The 15597-nt window shown below is 71.3% G+C and carries 15 protein-coding genes; 7 read left to right on the top strand and 8 right to left on the bottom strand.

The genetic code is table 11. The features are described from left to right. Window positions 1-93 precede the first annotated feature (93 nt). From ASF27_RS15120 to ASF27_RS15090, 7 genes are all read right to left on the bottom strand, one after another. Window positions 94-798 carry a response regulator transcription factor gene (locus ASF27_RS15120; RefSeq protein ID WP_056095386.1) on the bottom strand — a complete coding sequence of 235 codons (705 nt, stop codon included), beginning with the start codon at window positions 796-798 and terminating at the stop codon, window positions 94-96. Further along, window positions 795-2405 (bottom strand): HAMP domain-containing sensor histidine kinase, encoded by a 1611-nt coding sequence (locus tag ASF27_RS15115; RefSeq protein WP_056175193.1) that lies wholly within the window; start codon window positions 2403-2405, stop codon window positions 795-797. The genes ASF27_RS15120 and ASF27_RS15115 overlap by 4 nt, the downstream gene beginning before the upstream one ends. A 144-nt stretch (window positions 2406-2549) precedes the next feature. Beyond that, window positions 2550-2801, bottom strand: a complete 252-nt coding sequence (locus ASF27_RS15110) for a hypothetical protein (protein ID WP_244473867.1) — start codon at window positions 2799-2801, stop codon at window positions 2550-2552. Between the two features lie 98 nt (window positions 2802-2899). Beyond that, on the bottom strand, window positions 2900-3697 hold the full coding sequence (locus ASF27_RS15105) for a formylmethanofuran dehydrogenase subunit C (protein WP_056305174.1): 798 nt from the start codon (window positions 3695-3697) through the stop codon (window positions 2900-2902). After that, window positions 3694-4650 carry a formylmethanofuran--tetrahydromethanopterin N-formyltransferase gene (gene fhcD / locus ASF27_RS15100; RefSeq protein ID WP_056361366.1) on the bottom strand — a complete coding sequence of 319 codons (957 nt, stop codon included), beginning with the start codon at window positions 4648-4650 and terminating at the stop codon, window positions 3694-3696. The genes ASF27_RS15105 and fhcD overlap by 4 nt, the downstream gene beginning before the upstream one ends. A 51-nt stretch (window positions 4651-4701) precedes the next feature. Beyond that, window positions 4702-6345, bottom strand: coding sequence for a formylmethanofuran dehydrogenase subunit A (locus ASF27_RS15095; protein WP_056175185.1), 1644 nt, complete (start codon window positions 6343-6345; stop codon window positions 4702-4704). Further along, complete coding sequence (locus tag ASF27_RS15090; RefSeq protein ID WP_056175182.1) at window positions 6339-7418, bottom strand: hypothetical protein; 1080 nt, start codon at window positions 7416-7418, stop codon at window positions 6339-6341. Before ASF27_RS15090 ends, ASF27_RS15095 begins: the two co-directional genes overlap by 7 nt. A gap of 366 nt (window positions 7419-7784) precedes the next feature. Here ASF27_RS15090 and ASF27_RS15085 point away from each other — a divergent pair, with 366 nt between their 5' ends. The 7 genes from ASF27_RS15085 to fae all read left to right on the top strand — a co-directional run bounded on the left by ASF27_RS15085 (window position 7785) and on the right by fae (window position 14776). Further along, window positions 7785-8774 carry a beta-ribofuranosylaminobenzene 5'-phosphate synthase family protein gene (locus tag ASF27_RS15085; RefSeq protein WP_056361362.1) on the top strand — a complete coding sequence of 330 codons (990 nt, stop codon included), beginning with the start codon at window positions 7785-7787 and terminating at the stop codon, window positions 8772-8774. A gap of 125 nt (window positions 8775-8899) precedes the next feature. Beyond that, window positions 8900-9793 (top strand): NAD(P)-dependent methylenetetrahydromethanopterin dehydrogenase, encoded by an 894-nt coding sequence (locus ASF27_RS15080; protein ID WP_056175176.1) that lies wholly within the window; start codon window positions 8900-8902, stop codon window positions 9791-9793. A gap of 36 nt (window positions 9794-9829) precedes the next feature. After that, window positions 9830-10996: an ATP-grasp domain-containing protein gene (locus ASF27_RS15075; protein WP_056361359.1), complete on the top strand. Its 1167-nt coding sequence runs from the start codon at window positions 9830-9832 to the stop codon at window positions 10994-10996. Further along, window positions 10993-11979: a methenyltetrahydromethanopterin cyclohydrolase gene (gene mch, locus ASF27_RS15070; RefSeq protein WP_056175171.1), complete on the top strand. Its 987-nt coding sequence runs from the start codon at window positions 10993-10995 to the stop codon at window positions 11977-11979. The genes ASF27_RS15075 and mch overlap by 4 nt, the downstream gene beginning before the upstream one ends. A 269-nt stretch (window positions 11980-12248) precedes the next feature. Continuing rightward, window positions 12249-13163: a RimK family alpha-L-glutamate ligase gene (locus ASF27_RS15065; RefSeq protein ID WP_056175168.1), complete on the top strand. Its 915-nt coding sequence runs from the start codon at window positions 12249-12251 to the stop codon at window positions 13161-13163. Window positions 13164-13188: 25 nt separating this feature from the next. Continuing rightward, window positions 13189-14010: a triphosphoribosyl-dephospho-CoA synthase gene (locus ASF27_RS15060; RefSeq protein WP_056361356.1), complete on the top strand. Its 822-nt coding sequence runs from the start codon at window positions 13189-13191 to the stop codon at window positions 14008-14010. Between the two features lie 253 nt (window positions 14011-14263). Next, window positions 14264-14776: a formaldehyde-activating enzyme gene (gene fae, locus ASF27_RS15055; protein WP_056175161.1), complete on the top strand. Its 513-nt coding sequence runs from the start codon at window positions 14264-14266 to the stop codon at window positions 14774-14776. A 129-nt stretch (window positions 14777-14905) separates the two neighbouring features. Here fae and ASF27_RS15050 read toward each other — a convergent pair whose 3' ends face one another. After that, the gene (locus tag ASF27_RS15050) at window positions 14906-15589 is read right to left on the bottom strand and encodes a HisA/HisF-related TIM barrel protein (RefSeq protein WP_056361353.1); all 684 of its coding nucleotides are present in this window, start codon (window positions 15587-15589) and stop codon (window positions 14906-14908) included. Between the last annotated feature and the right edge of the window lie 8 nt (window positions 15590-15597).

Raw genomic sequence — 15597 nt, 5'->3', positions numbered from 1 at the left:
GGGAGCTATATCGACAATTCCGCCCGGCAGGGCAAGCGTTAAATTGCCGGTTTCTCCCGCTATCCTCTCAGAAAGCGCTTACTCGGCGCGCCCTCAGTGCCGGAAATCCTGTCCTTTGAGGTCCAGCATGAAGCCGCGTCCGCGGACCGTCACGATGACCGGGCCGCCCAAGCGAACGAAGTCCGACAGCTTGGTGCGCAGGTAACCCACGTAGACATCGACGACATTCAGCGACAGGCCACCCTGGCCCGCCCAGAGCTTGTCGAAGATGTCGCCGCGCGACACCGGCTGGTTGGCCTTGTCCATGAGGAGCGCCAGGAGCTCGGCCTCGCGCGGGGTGAGGCGCGCCGTCGCATCCGCGAAGCCGACCTGCCGGATGTTGAGGTCGAGGACGAGGCGGCCGGCGGTGACGATGGTGCGGGGCTCGTCGGATTCCTTGCGGCGCAGGAGATGCGTCTGCAGGCGGGCGAGGAGCTCGTCGAACACGAACGGCTTGACGATGTAGTCGTCGGCGCCCAGCGCCAGGCCTTCGGCGCGGTCGCGGACCTCGTCGCGGGCCGACAGGAACAGGATCGGACCGGGGTAGCCGCCTTCGCGGAGCGAGCGGCAGACATCGTGGCCCGAGCCGTCCGGCAGGGTGATGTCGAGGACGACGGCCTCTGGCGCCGAGTCGCGCGCCGCGATGAGGGCATCGTCGACGCAGCCGGCGACCCCCACGGAGAACCCTTCCGCCTCGAGGCCACGCGCGAGCATGGCGCGAATGTCGCTGTCATCCTCGACGATCAAGACCCGCGTCATGCCGTGGTTTCCTTCTCTGTCCGATGGGAGGCCGACGCTGCTTCGTCGGAAACGGGAAGTGCGAGGGCGACCTGCGCCCCGCGATCCTGAGGCCCGGCCCCCAAGCGGATCGCACCATCATGCCGCTCCACGACCCAGCGCGCCAGGGCCAGGCCGATGCCGAACCCGCTCTCGCCGGACGGGCTTTCGCGACGGAAGCGCTCGAACAGGGCGTCGCCCGTCTCCGGAAAGCCGGGGCCGTCATCCGTGACGGTGACGGTCGCCACGCCGTCGAGGGAAACCGAAAGCGCGAGGGTGACGCGGGTCAAGCCGCGGGCATGCCGCAGCGCGTTGTCGACCAGGCTTTCCAGAACCTGACGGAGCCATTCCCGGTCGGCCAGGAGAACCGCATCGGTGGCGATGGGTTCCAGGACGAGGCCGACGCGGCGGCGGGCCGCCTCGGAGGCCATGCCCTCGACGGCGTCGGCGAGGATCGCCGAGGCGAGGACCGGCCGCCGGTCGAGCTCGATCTGACCGGATTCCGACCGGGCCACCCGGAGCAGATCCTCGACCCGGCGCTGAAGCCGCAGGGCACGCTTGCGGATGGTGGAGAACACCGGCGCGTAGTCGATGCCGGGGCGTCCGGCCGATCGGGCAGCGATGTCGCATTCGCCCAGGATCACGGTGAGCGGCGTGCGCAGCTCGTGGCTGACATCGGCGAAGAACCGCCGGCGCGAACGGTCCACGGCCTCCAGGCGCGCGTTGGCGGCGCGCAGGTCCGTGGTGCGGGCCGCGACCGTATCCTCCAGGGCGGCCCGGTCGGCGGCGAGACGTCCCTCGCGCCGGGCGAGCCGGGCGGCCATGCGGTTGAAGTTCGCGACGAGCAGGCCGAGCTCGTCCCGGGTCGCCACGGACAGGCGGGTGTCGAGTTCGCCCCGGCCGACGGCGCTCGCCGCCTGACGCACCGCCGCGATGCGCGCGAGCGTCGGGCGCGTCACCGCCCGGTACAGTCCGAACACGATGGCCAGCGCCGCCGCCACCGCCGCCAGGGACGCCACCCGCAGGGTCGCGGACAGGTCGCGCGCGGCATCCGACCCCGCGATCATCGAACGGCGCTCCACTTCGATGAGGAAGGAGAGGGGCTGGCCGGTCATGGCGCCGAAGCCGTTGAGGGCGCCGCGGATCGCGCCCTTGCGCTGCTCGTCCTCGGACCGGCGCAGAATCTGGGCGACCTGCCGGTCGAGGACGGCACGAGCCGAGCGGAGCTGCGCCAGGGGGCGCGAACGGGCGGCGTACTGCGTCCGGTCGAGGGGATCGTCGCTGACCGCGATGCTGCGTCCCAGGGCCTCGTCGACGGCGACCAGGGCGCGATCGACGTTGGTACGGGCAACCGACAGGCCTTCCGGCTGCGCGTCCGGATTGCTCACCGCCTCCAGGGCGGCGAGACCGTACTGGGTCATGCGGCCCGACAATTCGACCAGGAGTTCGAGACGCCCCTGTGCCGCCAGGGTCCGGTCGATGGTGCGCTCCGCCGCCCCGATCGACCACAACACGCCGAGGGCCGCCAGGACGACGAGCAGGGCCGTGCTGCCGAGGAGAAGGGCGAACCGAACCTTCAGCGAGCGCATTGTTCGGCCAATTCTTACCACTTCCTCCCATGCACGACAGATGATCCGCAGGTCATCGTCGGGTATGGCGGATGTCTAGGCGCAGAAAGCCAGTTTTCGCAAGTGCAGCGGCTCAGCCGGCGAGGGACGGGGTTCGCGACGCGATCACAGATCGCGCGGAACGGTCCCCCGTACGGCGCAGCGCCAGCGGTTCACCTGCCATTCCGGATGCTCCGCCTGCCATTTGGCCAGCGCGCTCTGGGAGTTGCGCAGACACACGGCTGGGCTGCGGGCCTCGAACGAGAGATCGATCCGGTCCTCGCGGCAACGTGTCGGCTCGGACAGGAGACAGATCGAGAGCAGGATGAGCATCGGCTGCGCCTTGGAATGCGTCGGACTGGACGCGCGGGCCAGCACGATGATGCTTCCCGGCGGGACGGAAAGGTCGCCCGCACGGGAGATTTACGCAATATAGTAGCCCTCGTTCCGGGGCTGAACGACTGTCGCAGCCGCCGTCAGGCGGCCGATACCCAGAGCTCCCCCTTGCCCAGGGTCGCGAGATCGCCCGAGTACCGGGTGAGCGCCCCGGCGGCGAGGTCGGCGTGGGCCGGGCTCAGGGGCCGCAGCGACCGGGCGAGGAGGCGCAGGAACACGAGGTCGTGGGTCCCGGTCTCGACGAAGCTCGGGCTGAGGGCACCGACGCCGCCCGTGAGGATCGTGCCGCGGCGCATGCCGAAGCCCGGGTGGTCGCCCACGGAGGTCGCCGCGATGGTGCCGGCGATCATCCGCGAGCCCGCATGGGCCCCGGCCGCCCCGACGAGGATGAGGCCGCGCCGCATGCGGTCTCCGAGGTGATCCCCCGCCGCGCCCTTGATGATCAGGGTGGCGCCGTCGAGACCGGCCTTGGCGGCGTAGACCGCCCCGCCGGCATGGTCGCCCGCATCTCCCTCGATGGTGATGGTGCCGCCGGTGGCCCCCGACCCCGCGAACGGACCGGCCGAGCCGGTGACCGTGACAGTGCCGTTCCGCATGCCCGCGCCGAGGCGCTGACCGACATCGCCGACGACCCGGATGCTGCCGCCGTCCAGCGAAGCGCCGACCCGGTCGAGGCGCGACGAGCCACCCTCGATGACGAGATCCTCGGAGCCGTCGAGGCTGATGGTGAAGCAGTCGCCGAGGGTCAGGCCCCGGCGGCTGGTGCCGACGGGGAGCTTCGCCGCCTCGGTCTCGCTGAGTCCGCTGAGGGAGAGGGGGGTGACGTGCAGGAAATCGAGCCGCTCCGGCGGCTCCTGGCGCAGGGTGAGGGTGCTCATACCGCTCCAGCCTCGCTCGCCGGCTCCTTCGAGAGCAGGTCCTTCAGGTGGTAGTGATGGCGGCCGAGATTGCCGCCGTAATTGCCGGCCGTGACCGCCACGAGCCCGTGGGCCGCGCCGGCCTCGGTGGCCGCATGCAGGGCTGCGCGCATGGATTCGGCGACCCCGTGCGAGGTCAGGGCGTCGATGACGATCTCCAGCACCACGCCGACGTCGGCCGAGAGTTCGGTGCCGGCCCGACCCTTCAGGGTTGGGCAATAGGCGTCGTTGGTCGAGGCCATCATGCCCTTGGTGCGTGCGCCGACCTTCGAGCCCGAGCGGACGATGCCGCCGGGGAAGGGCAGGATCGCGCCCGAGACCGTGCGGGCAGCATCGACGGCGATCTCGGCGACCTTCAGGGTCTCGGCGTGGTTGCGGCCGAGGAACAGCAGGTTGCCGCCGCCGACCGCCCCGTCCACGGCGCGGACGAAGTCCTCGCACAGGAACTCGCCGTCCATGACCGGGATGCGCCAGTAGCGGCGTGACTGGCCGGTGATGGGATCGGGCAGGCGCTTGGCCACGGCGAACCCGTCGCCGAAGTAGCGGATGGCGCCGCCGAGTTTTATTTTCGTGGGGCCGTCGACGCCGGCGTAGCAGGCGGTGCCCGGGCAGGTGAGGATGCACTGGCCGACGCGCTTGAGGAGCTGGTCCTTCAGGCCGTTCGGTTCGAAGCCGAACAGCAGGACGCGCACGCCGGGGCGCCCGTCCGGCGTCTCCTCGGGCGACAGTTCGCAATCAATGCCGGCCTCGGCGCCACAGCCGATCACGGACGTGGCGAACCCCGTCATGGTGACGGCGGCGATCATCGCCCACTTCGCCGTATCGTTGGTGATGATGATCGCCGTGCCGGCGACGTCGAACGCCTCGGCGAAGGTGTCGATCACCGGGATCCCGTTGAGGGTGAGTTCCGTCATGTCAGCCACCGGTCCTCACGCGACGCCCATCCTTCAAGCCGGACATGTCCTTCAAGCCAGACATGCGACCTCCTCGAACACGTCCGCCTTCGGGAAGGCCTCGTCCGGCACCTCGAAGGAGCTCAGGCCCGCGCCGAAGCGGTCCTGCAGGTAGGTCTCCGAGCGGGCGACCATGGCCTTGTCGGACTCGACGGTGAGTTCGAGGGTGTGCCCGGAGGTCCAGGCCACGACCTCGCCGTCCTCGACGATGGTCACCCCGTCCTTGAGCACGTACTTCGCCCGGGCGAACATCGCCGTGCGATCCCGATCGTCGCGATAGATGGCGACGTCGGCCCGAGCGCCCTCGCGCAGGTGGCCGCGATCCGTCAGCCCGAGGAGCTTGGCCGGGCCCGAGCGGGTGAGCTGCGCGATCTCGGAGAAGCTGTACTCGCGCTCGATGGCGCACAGGCCCGAGCGCTCGCCAATGACTTTATGGAGGCCGGCGATCTCGCGGTCGCGCTTCTCCTTGTCCATCAGCAAATGGATGATGTGCGGGTAATCCGTGAACGGACCGCCATTGGGATGGTCCGTCGTCAGGATCGTGCGCTCCGGCTCCTTGGAGAGCAGCATGAGCTCCAGGCCGATGGCCCATTGCAGGGAGCTGACGGCGCCGCGCGGCTTGTAGAGGAACGGCACGACGCCGCCGCCTTCCGCGTCCCCCGCCGTGAGGATCCATTTCTTCGGATTGGCACCCTTGCGGCCCGCGAACTGGCGCAGGATGTCGAGCGAGATGGTCACGGTCTGGCCGAAGGCGACTTGGCCGACGTCGAAGGTGGCGTTGGGGTGCTTCTCCATCGCCTCGGTGATGCGCTCGGCCGCCGAGCGGAATCCACCGGTGGCCGGATTCTCGGGATCGGCGACGCCGTAGGCGTAGAACTGGGCGTGGGCGAAGTGGATGCGCCGGCCTTCCGCCGCTTCGAGGGTATCCACGAACGACTCGTCGGCGCCCGGAATGCCGAGGTTGTTGCAATGGACGTGCAGCGGGTGCGGCACGCCGATCTCCTCGACCGCATCGAGCAGGGCCGTCATGATCTTGCGCGTGGACAGGCCGTAGACGGGAATCTCCTCGTCGAGGCTGAGCTTCAGCATCCCGTCCTTGAAGGCCGAGGCGCCGCCCGCGTTGATGCACTTGACGCCCAGCCCCCGCGAGGTGGCGACCGCAAGCGCGACGAGGTCGCGCACCGCCGCCTTGCCCTCGCGCTGGCGCAGGAGCTGGAGCAGGTGGTCGTCGTTGCCCATCACCGTGAGGGCGCCGCGATCGAGCAGCGGAATGTCGGCGAGTTCGAGCTGGGTCGAGAGGGCGCTCGCCGGCGGCATCGCCGGCTCGACCGCGATGGTGTAGCCCATCCGCGCATAGTTCGCGCCGATCCAGGCGGCCGAGCCGCCCGCATGCGCGAAGGGATGGCCCTCGGGGGCCGCCTCGCTGGTGTAGAGCTCCGGCAGGAGCAGGCGGCTCATCACCACGTTGCCGCCGGCTATGTGCGAATGGACCTCGACGCCGCCGGCCATCACCACGCAACCCGTGGCGTCGATGGTCTGGTCGGGCGTGCGCTCGGAGGCGGCGACGACCCGGCCGTTCTCGATCCAGACGTCGCCGACGGCGTCGCGTCCGGCCGTCGGATCGACGACCCGTCCCCCCTGGATGCGGATCAGCATGAGGCGGCCTTCATCTCTACGAGTCGGTCCTGGATGGCGCCGAGCACGCCAGCGGCCGTCAGTTCGGCCGACGGGCCCGTGGGCGGCGCGTACGTGACGGTGGCCCGCCGGTCGTTCCACAGGGCACCGCCGGCGCTCTCGCCCGGCACGCCGACGGCGATGACGATCTCGGCGGCGTCGCCCGTGGCCTCGGGGCTGCCCTCGCCGACGATGGCGATGGCGGGCAGGGTGCCCAGCCAGTCCGGCCGGGGCGCCGGGAGAGAGGCGAGCCACAGGGCGGCATCGGCCTCGCCGGCGGCGATCTGGCGGGCGCTGTCGAAGCGCCAGGGATCGTGCTCGGGCACGTGGCGGCCGAACCCGACGCGGGGGGCCTGGCCAGTGGTCCAGGCCGCGAGCTGGAGGAGGGCACGGCCCTGGAACGGGTCGGAGACGGGCAGGGCGAAGAAGCGCGTGACCTCGTTGAGGTCCTTGACCATGCCCTGGAGCATCTCGACGCCGAGTTCGCCGAGCTCGGCCGCGTCGTACAGGACGACGCCGTACTGGGCGGCGGCGAGACGCTTGGCGAGATCGCCATAGGCGGTCTCACCCGCGAGATGCCCCTTCAGGTAGGCGCGCAGATGCGCGACGGAGACCGCGAGACCACCGGCCTCGGCCGGGTAGGCCACGTGCCGGGTCGCGCCGTTGCCTGGACCGCCCAGGGACAGGAGGGTGCGCTCGGCCCCGGCGGCGCGTCCCCGCGTCGGCGCGGATTCGGCGATCTCCCCGACGATGGGCCGGTCCCACGGCGCGTTGCCGACGATGAGGACCGCATCCGCCCGGCCCGTGGTCTCGGCCGGCGTGGTCAGCATCCCGCCGGTCCGGCTCATGGAGCCCAGTTCGGCGTAGAGGCTCGTGCCCGCCAAGGGATCGACGGAAGCGCCGATGGCATCGGCGAGATGATAGGCCGCCCGCACGGCGCTCAGCTCGGCACAGAGGCCCGCCACGATGGGCGTGCGCGCCGCAGCGAGGAGGGTCGCGGCGGCTTCCACCGCTGCGTCCGCATCCGTCGCACCACCCTTCACCCAGGCCGCCATACTTTGCACCTTGGAAAATCGAGAGCCCGGCACACACCACGAAAACAGGGGTCGCGCACGGCGGGACTGAGCCAGTCCAGAACGATCGGGCGGCACGTTTGCATCGGGGCGACGCCCCAAGCAAGTCCCGGGGCCGACTCCGAACCGATTGAGGCTGGAATTTTTTGGCTTGCCCGAACCTTGACTTGCCCCAGCACCGAAACTTCCGACGGACTCCGCGCGATGCAGGCCGGAGGATGGATGCGCTCGCGGCGCTTGCGAGGCGTCCGCGCTCCGTGGGAGAAGCCCGCTGCCGGGCAATCCGCTCCGCAGCGACGCGATTGACCGAGCCGTATGATGCGGCCCGCAGGATCGAGAGGGATCGACGTGACACAGATCCCGGATGGGGCAGGGGACGGGGCAGGGGACGACGTGGAGACGCGGGGCGTGCGGGTGCACGCGCCGGGCCGCCTGCATTTCGGCTTCCTCGACCTGCACGGCGGGCTCGGTCGACGCTTCGGCAGCCTCGGCCTCGCCCTCGACGCCCCGGCCGTCACCCTCACGGCGCGCGCAGCGACCAGCCTGACGGTGACGGGCCCGGAAGCCGCGCGGGCGCACGGCTACGCCCTGGCGGCGGCCGGACATCTCGGGATCGAGGGCCACGCGGCGCTGACCGTCGAGGAGACGATGCCCGCCCATGCGGGCTTCGGTTCCGGCACGCAGCTGGCGCTGGCCGTCGCGGCGGCCCTGGCCCGCCTCGCCCGCCGGGCCTTCGCGCCGGAGGCCTTCGCCGACGCCCTCGACCGGGGCAACCGCTCCGGCGTCGGCCTGGCGGCGTTCACGCAAGGGGGACTCATCGTCGACGGGGGCCGCGACGGCCTCGGCACGCCCCCACCCGTGATCGCGCGGCTCGACTATCCGGAGGCCTGGCGCGTCGTCCTCATCCTCGACACCGGCATGACCGGCGTCCACGGCACCCACGAGACCGAGGCCTTTCGCGATCTGCCGCGCTTTCCCGAGGCTCAGGCCGCCGAAATCTGCCGCCTCGTCCTCATGCAGGTGCTGCCCGCCGCCGCCACCGCCGAGCCCGAAGGATTCGGCGCCGGCATCACCCGGATCCAGCGCCTCATCGGCGACCATTTCGCCCCCCACCAGGGGGGGCGCTACGCCAGCCCCGCCGTGGCCGAGGCGCTCTCCGCCGTCGCGGCGCAGGGGATCAGCGGCTATGGGCAGAGTTCGTGGGGGCCGACGGGCTTCGCCCTGGTGCCGTCGGAGGACGTGGCCCGAAGGCTGGTCGCGTCCCTGGAGCGGCCCGGCCCCCTGCGCTTCCTCATCGCGCGCGGCCGCAACACCGGCGCCACGGTGACGCCGCTTTAAGGCGGGCGGCCTACTTCGATCCTTGACCGGCGTCGCATCGACCGGCTTTGACATTTCACCACCCCGGCGCACGCTCGGGGCAAGTCTTCTGGAACTGACTGCGACCGCACGGAGGGAAACCCGCCATGGCCCGCTCGATCCTGCACATGATCACGCCCCTCAAGCACATGAGCCCGTTCGACGTGAACATGGCCGTCGATGCCGGGTTCGAGACCATCGCGACCTACACGGGCGCGAGCCTGCCCGACGTCACGTCCCTGGTGCAGGATTCGATCTTTTCGCGCTCGCCCCAGGACGGGACGCGCACGGGCATCTTCATCGCCGGCAAGAACGCCGAGGAGGCCCTCGACATGGTCGACCGGGCCAAGAAGGCCCTGGTGCCGCCGTTCGCCAACCACATCTTCGCCGACCCGGCCGGCTCCTTTACCACTGGGGCGGCCATGGTCGCCGAGGTGACCCGCGCCCTGAAGGCGAAGTTCGACACGGAGCTCGCCGGCAAGCGCATCGTGATCTTCGGCGGGGCCGGCGTCGTCGCCTACGTGGCGGCGGTGATCGGGGCGCTCAACGGGGCCGAGACCACCATCGTCGGCCATGACGGCGAGGAGCGCGTCAGCAAGATCGCCCACACCATGCGCTGGCGCTTCGGCGTCGAGGTCGGGTCCGTGGACGGGTCCACCGTGGAGGCCCGGCGCGCCGCCATCACGAAGGCCGACGTGATCCTCTCGGCCGGCCCCGCCGGGGTCTCGATCCTCACGGCGGAGGATCTCGAATCCGCGCCGAACCTCCTCGTGGCCTCCGACGTCAACGCCGTCCCCCCGGCCGGCATCGCCGGGATCGACGTCAACGCCGTCGACGTGCCCCTGCCGGTGGGCAAGGGCGTCGGCATCGGCGCGCTGGCGGTGGGCAACGTGAAGTACCAGACCCAGTCGCGCCTGTTCCGCCGCATGCTCGAGGCCAAGGAGCCCCTCTGCCTCGATTTTCGCGATGCCTACACGGTGGCCGTCGAGGTCGCGGGCTAACCGGTTCGGCCCGTCCCCATCGGCGAGGCGCGCGCCCTGTCCGGTCCCGCAGGCGCTGCAACGGTCGACACGCTCCTCGTCGCCGCCCAATCCGGTCGTGCCCTCGCTCAGGCGGCGCGACGGGCGGGGTTTCGCCCGCTGGTCCTCGACCTGTTCGGCGACGACGACACCCTCGACCTCGCCGAGCACCACCGCCGCGCCTCGGGCCGGTTCGGCGACGGGCGCCTCGGCGGGCGGGACGTGAGCGCGGACCTCGATGCCCTGTCCGCCCTGGCCGACCGGCCACCGGTCGGGCTCGTCCTCGGCAGCGGTTTCGAGGGTACGCCCGATCTCATGGCCGCCCTCGCGGCGCGGTTCCGCCTCCTCGGCGCAGCGCCCGACACGGTCGCGCGCCTCAAGGACCCGCTCGGCTTCGCGGGCCTGTGCGCCCGCCTCGGCGTGCCCCATCCCGCCGTCACCCGCGATCCCGTGCCCGACCGGGCCGGATGGCTCCTGAAGCGGGCCGGCGGCTCGGGCGGCACCCATATCCGGGCGGCGACCGCCGGGCCGGCGCCACCCGGCGCCTATTTCCAGGCCCGCGTACCGGGCCGGGCCCATGCCCTGGCCTTCCTGGCGGACGGCCGGAACATCGCAATCGTCGGCGTCACGGAACAGTGGAGCGCGCCCACGCCCCTGCGCCCGTTCCGCTATGCCGGCGCCGTGGAGCGTGCGCGCCACGAGGGGCCGGCCCTCGCCCCGCGCATGGTCGACCGGATCGCCGAGGCGGTCGAACGCATCGTCTCGGAAACCGGGCTGCGGGGCCTCGCCAGCGCCGACCTGCTCGTGTCCGATGAACACTGGTGGCTCACCGAGATCAACCCGCGCCCCGGCGCCACCCTCGACGTCCTCGACCGGCGCCCGACGCCGCTGCTCGCCCATCACATCGCGGCGAGCCTCGGCCGCCTGCCTGCCGTGGAGGAAGCGCCGGTGGATGCGGCGGCCACGGAAATCTGTTACGCGGCCACCGGCTACGCGCCGATGCCGCCGCTCGACTGGCCGGATTTCGTGCGCGATCGCCCAAGATCCGGCAGCACGGTGGCGCGCGACGCGCCCCTGTGTACCCTGTTCGCAACGGGGACGGACTCGGCCGCCACGAGAGAGATGTTGCGAGGCCGGGCTGCCCGATTGCGGACCCTGCTCGATCTGACGGAGGAACACCCATGACCACGCGTCCGACCGCGCCCAAAAGCCCCTATCCGAGCGTCAATGCGCTCACCGCTCCCCTGGTCGAGCGCCTCGTCGCCGATGCCGGCCTGCTGCGCCTCGCCGTGACCACGCAGGACGGCGCCCGCATGGTCGATGCCGGCGCCTCCGTGCGCGGCTCCATCGAGGCCGGACGCCGCATCGCCGAGATCTGCCTCGGCGGCCTCGGCACCGTCACCATCGCGCCGTCCGGCCCCGTCGCGGCCTGGCCCTACTCCGTGGTGGTGCACTCGTCCGATCCGGTCATCGCCTGCCTCGGCAGCCAGTATGCGGGCTGGTCGCTCGCCGACGAGACCGGGGATTCCGGCTTCTTCGCCCTCGGCTCCGGCCCAGGCCGCGCCGTCGCCGTGGTGGAGGACCTCTACGCCGAGCTCGGCTACAAGGACACCGCCACCCAGACCGCCCTGGTGCTCGAAGCCGCCGGCGGCCCGCCGGCCTCCGTGATCGCCAAGGTGGCCGAGGCCACGGGCCTCAGCCCGGCGCAGCTCACCTTCATCTACGCCCCGACCCAGAGTCTCGCGGGCGCGACCCAGGTGGTCGCCCGCGTCCTCGAAGTGGCCCTGCACAAGGCTCACACCGTCGGGTTCGACCTGCACAAGATCGTCGACGGCCTCGGCTCGGCGCCGCTGTCGCCCCAGCACCCGGACTTCATCCAGGCCATGGGCCGCACCAACGACGCCATCATCTACGGCGGCCGGGTTCACCTCTACGTCGAGGCCGACGAAGCGGACGCCCGCCAACTCGCCGAGCAGCTGCCGTCGACCACCTCCGCCGACCACGGCGCGCCCTTCGCCGACATCTTCGGCCGGGTGAACGGCGATTTCTACAAGATCGACGGGGCCCTGTTCAGCCCGGCCGAGGTCATCGTCACCTCCGTCACCACGGGCAAGAGTTTTCGCGGCGGCCGGCTGATGCCGGAGCTGGTGGAAGCCTCGTTCGGCTGACGTGGATCACGGGGGCAGGGCGCCTGCCCCCTCTCCCCGCCGGGCGGGGAGAGGGCCGCATGGACCCCGGCGGCCAGCGACGCCGCCAGCCGAAGCGAGGGTGAGGGGGTGTCTCCGGACGAGACTCCTTCGCCGACGCCCCCTCACCCTCGGCTGCCGCCTCGCCGTGACGACGACAGGATCGGCACGGCCCTCTCCCCGCAAGCGGGGCGAGGGGACTGCGCGGCAGCCCGGCCGGATCAATCCGGATATCGTGTGAGAACAAGACAATGCGGATCGGGCTCGCGGCCGACAACGGCAATTGGCACAAGGCGCGCTTGAAGGCCGCCCTGGAGCATCTCGGTGCGGAGCCGGTGCTGTTCTCCCTGGCCGACGTCGCCATTCGGACGGGCGGACGGGAGCCCCTGCGGGTGCCGGGTTTTCCCGACGCCCTGCCGGACGGCGTCCTGCTGCGGACCGTGGCCGGCGGCACCTTCGAGGCCACCACCATGCGGCTGGGCGTGCTCCACGCCCTCGTCGCCTCGGGCACCACCGTGTGGAACTCGCCCGCTTCCATCGAGCGCTCCGTCGACAAGGCGATGACGAGCCTGCTCATCGACCGCGCCGGCCTGCCGACGCCCGACACCTTCGTGGTCTCCAAGCGCGCGGCGGCGGCCGAGATCGTGGCCCGCGAGGCCGGTCCCGGCCGGCCCCTGGTGCTGAAGCCCCTGTTCGGCTCGCAAGGGGAGGGGCTCCAGCTCATCGAGACCCCCGACGATCTGCCGGGCGAGGACGCGGTGTCCCGGGTCTACTATCTCCAGCGCTACGTCGCCCGCAGCGACGGCCTGTGGCGCGACTACCGGGTGTTCGTCTGCGAGGGCCGCGCCATCGCGGCGATGATCCGCGAGGGCGACGGCTGGATCACCAATGTCCACCGCGGGGGGCGGCCGCTGCCCTGGACCATGCCGCCCGCGGCGGCCGAACTCGCCGAGCGTGCCGCGGCGGCAGTGGGGGTCGACTACACGGGAATCGATCTCGTCGAGGACGGGGAGGGCGGCTTTCTCGTCCTCGAGGTCAACTCGATGCCGGCCTGGTCGGGCCTGCAGAAGGTCGTCGAGGTCGACATCGCGCTCGCGGTCGCGCGCGGCTTCCTCGCCGCCGTGCGGACGGCGCGGCCCCCGCGCCTCGTCTCGGCCCTGGGATGAGGGCTCCGGGAATAGGGCCGCGCGCATGACCCGCCTCACGGCCATCGGCGAAGCCTACCGGGCGAGCTGCCTCGCCGAGCTCGACGCCCTGAAACCCGGCAACGTCCATGCCTTCGCCGACGGCCATCGCATGGCCACCCGCGATTTCGTCATCAGTGCCGAGGTCTCGGCCCCGCATCTGGCACGAACCGGCACGCGGGTGGGACCACGGGTCCGCACCGCCATGGAGGCGACCCTGGCGGCGGTGGGCCAGAACACCAATCTGGGAATCCTGCTCCTCTGCGCGCCCCTGGCGCTGGCGGCCGAGGCCGGCACGCCGCTGCGCGCCGCCCTGGCCGGGGTGCTCGACGGCCTCGACGGACGGGACGCGGAGGAAGTCTACGCCGCCATCCGGCTGGCCAATCCCGGCGGCCTCGGCACGGCCGAGCGCCACGACGTGACCGGCTCCGGGACCCCGCCCGCCCTGCTGACGGGCATGGCGGAGGCGGCCCCGCGCGACGCCATCGCCCGCGCGTACGTCACCGGGTTCGCCGATCTCTTCGACATCGGCCTGCCGGCCCTGGCGGCGACGCGGGCACGGGGGCTGTCGGCGCCGTGGACCACGACGGCCGTCTTCCTCGCCTACCTCGCCGGCGTGCCGGACAGTCACGTGGCGCGCAAGCACGGCCTGCCCGTCGCCGAGGCCCTGCGCGCGGAGGCCGTGGATCTCCTCGACCTCGATCTCGCGGTCCTGCCCGTGGACGCCCTGATGGCGAAGGACCGAGCCTGGAAGGCGGCCGGACTCAACCCCGGCACCAGCGCCGATTTCACCGTGGCGACCCTGTTCCTCGATCATCTGCTCGTCTGACCTGCGCCGACGAAACACTGACTGCGGATTCACCAACGTCAGCGTTTGTTCCGGCCCAGATCAAATAATTTGCCGGAAACCACGCTTCGCGCAGGGTTGTTCCGGGCAAACGCCCAGAGTAGGGTCCGCGCCGCGATCCGGGCTAACCGGTCCGCCCTTTCGGGGGCTGGACGCCGTGAACAAGGATAGCTTTCGGCCGCGCTCGTCTTCGAGGGCGGTCACGTCTTTTCAAGACTCCTGGGAGAAACCCCACATGGCGAAGATCAACAAGGTTCTGGTCGGCGAGGCTCTCGTCGGCGATGGCAACGAGGTCGCCCACATCGATCTCATCATCGGACCGCGCGGTTCGCCGGCCGAGACGGCTTTCTGCAACGGCCTCGTGAACAACAAGCACGGCTTCACCAGCCTGCTCGCGGTCATCGCGCCGAACCTGCCCTGCAAGCCGAACACCCTGATGTTCAACAAGGTCACCATCAACGACGCCCGTCAGGCCGTCCAGATGTTCGGCCCCGCCCAGCACGGCGTCGCCAAGGCAGTGCAGGACGCCGTCGCCGAGGGCATCATCCCCGCCGACGAGGCCGACGACCTGTTCATCCTGGTCGGCGTGTTCATTCACTGGGAAGCGGCCGACGACGCCAAGATCCAGAAGTACAACTACGACGCCGTCAAGCTGTCCATCCAGCGCGCCGTCAAGGGCGAGCCCACCGCCGCTCAGGCCACCGAGCAGCGCAACTCGGCTTCGCACCCCTTCGCGTCGAACGCTTAGATTGGGGGCAGTCCTGGGCAGAGTGAGCCTCCGCCCGCACCGCGGGGCCTGATCCAGCGACTGGCATCCATCTTCCTCGGACGATGAACTCTTCGGATGGGGCGGCTTCGGCCGCCCCTTCTTTTTGCACTACGCCCCGAGCGAACCATCGTGGATCGCGGAGGCGACGAGGGCGCCGGCGACGCCGATCCCCGCCAGGGCCGCCACATCCGCCGGGCCGCGTACGCCCCCCGCCGCATAGAGGCGGGTCGCCGGGCTCGAAGCCCGCAGGGCGGCGAGCCGGTCGAGATCCGGCCCGGCCCCGGCACCGACCCGGCCCAGGGTCATCACGATCACGTCGCGCGGCCAGTGGGCCGGTTCGTCGTGAAGCGCATCCGGCCCGAGCCGCTCGCTCCCCCGCGTGTCGAGGGAGAACACGGCCCGCCCGCCGAGCGCCCGCACCAAGCCGGCATCCGTCTGGCTCTCGCTGCCGATCACCGGCCGCCCGAGGCCGGTGGCAAGAAACGCGTCCACCCCGGCGGCGTGCGAGAAGCCCGCATCGACCCAGAGCCGCGCATCCGGGCAGGCGCACCGGATCGCCTCCAGGCTCGCCCGGTCGGGCGGGGTGCCGTCGATGATCGCATCGAGGTCGGCGACGTAGAGGCGGGTCGCGCGCACCGCTGCCATGAGTCCGCGCGCCACGGCCCCGGGCGACGATTCCTTTGCCAACGGCGTCACGATCGGGGCATAGGAGGCGCGCTCGCCGGCCCGTGCCCGCACCACCTGCCCGTGGCGCAGGTCGATCACCGGAATGATCTCGAATCCGTCCGCCATCCCGCTCT

The organism is Methylobacterium sp. Leaf102, assembly GCF_001422425.1.
Lineage (GTDB): Bacteria > Pseudomonadota > Alphaproteobacteria > Rhizobiales > Beijerinckiaceae > Methylobacterium.
Note: the sequence above shows the minus strand (reverse complement) of the source record. Positions and strands in the feature narration are given on the sequence as shown.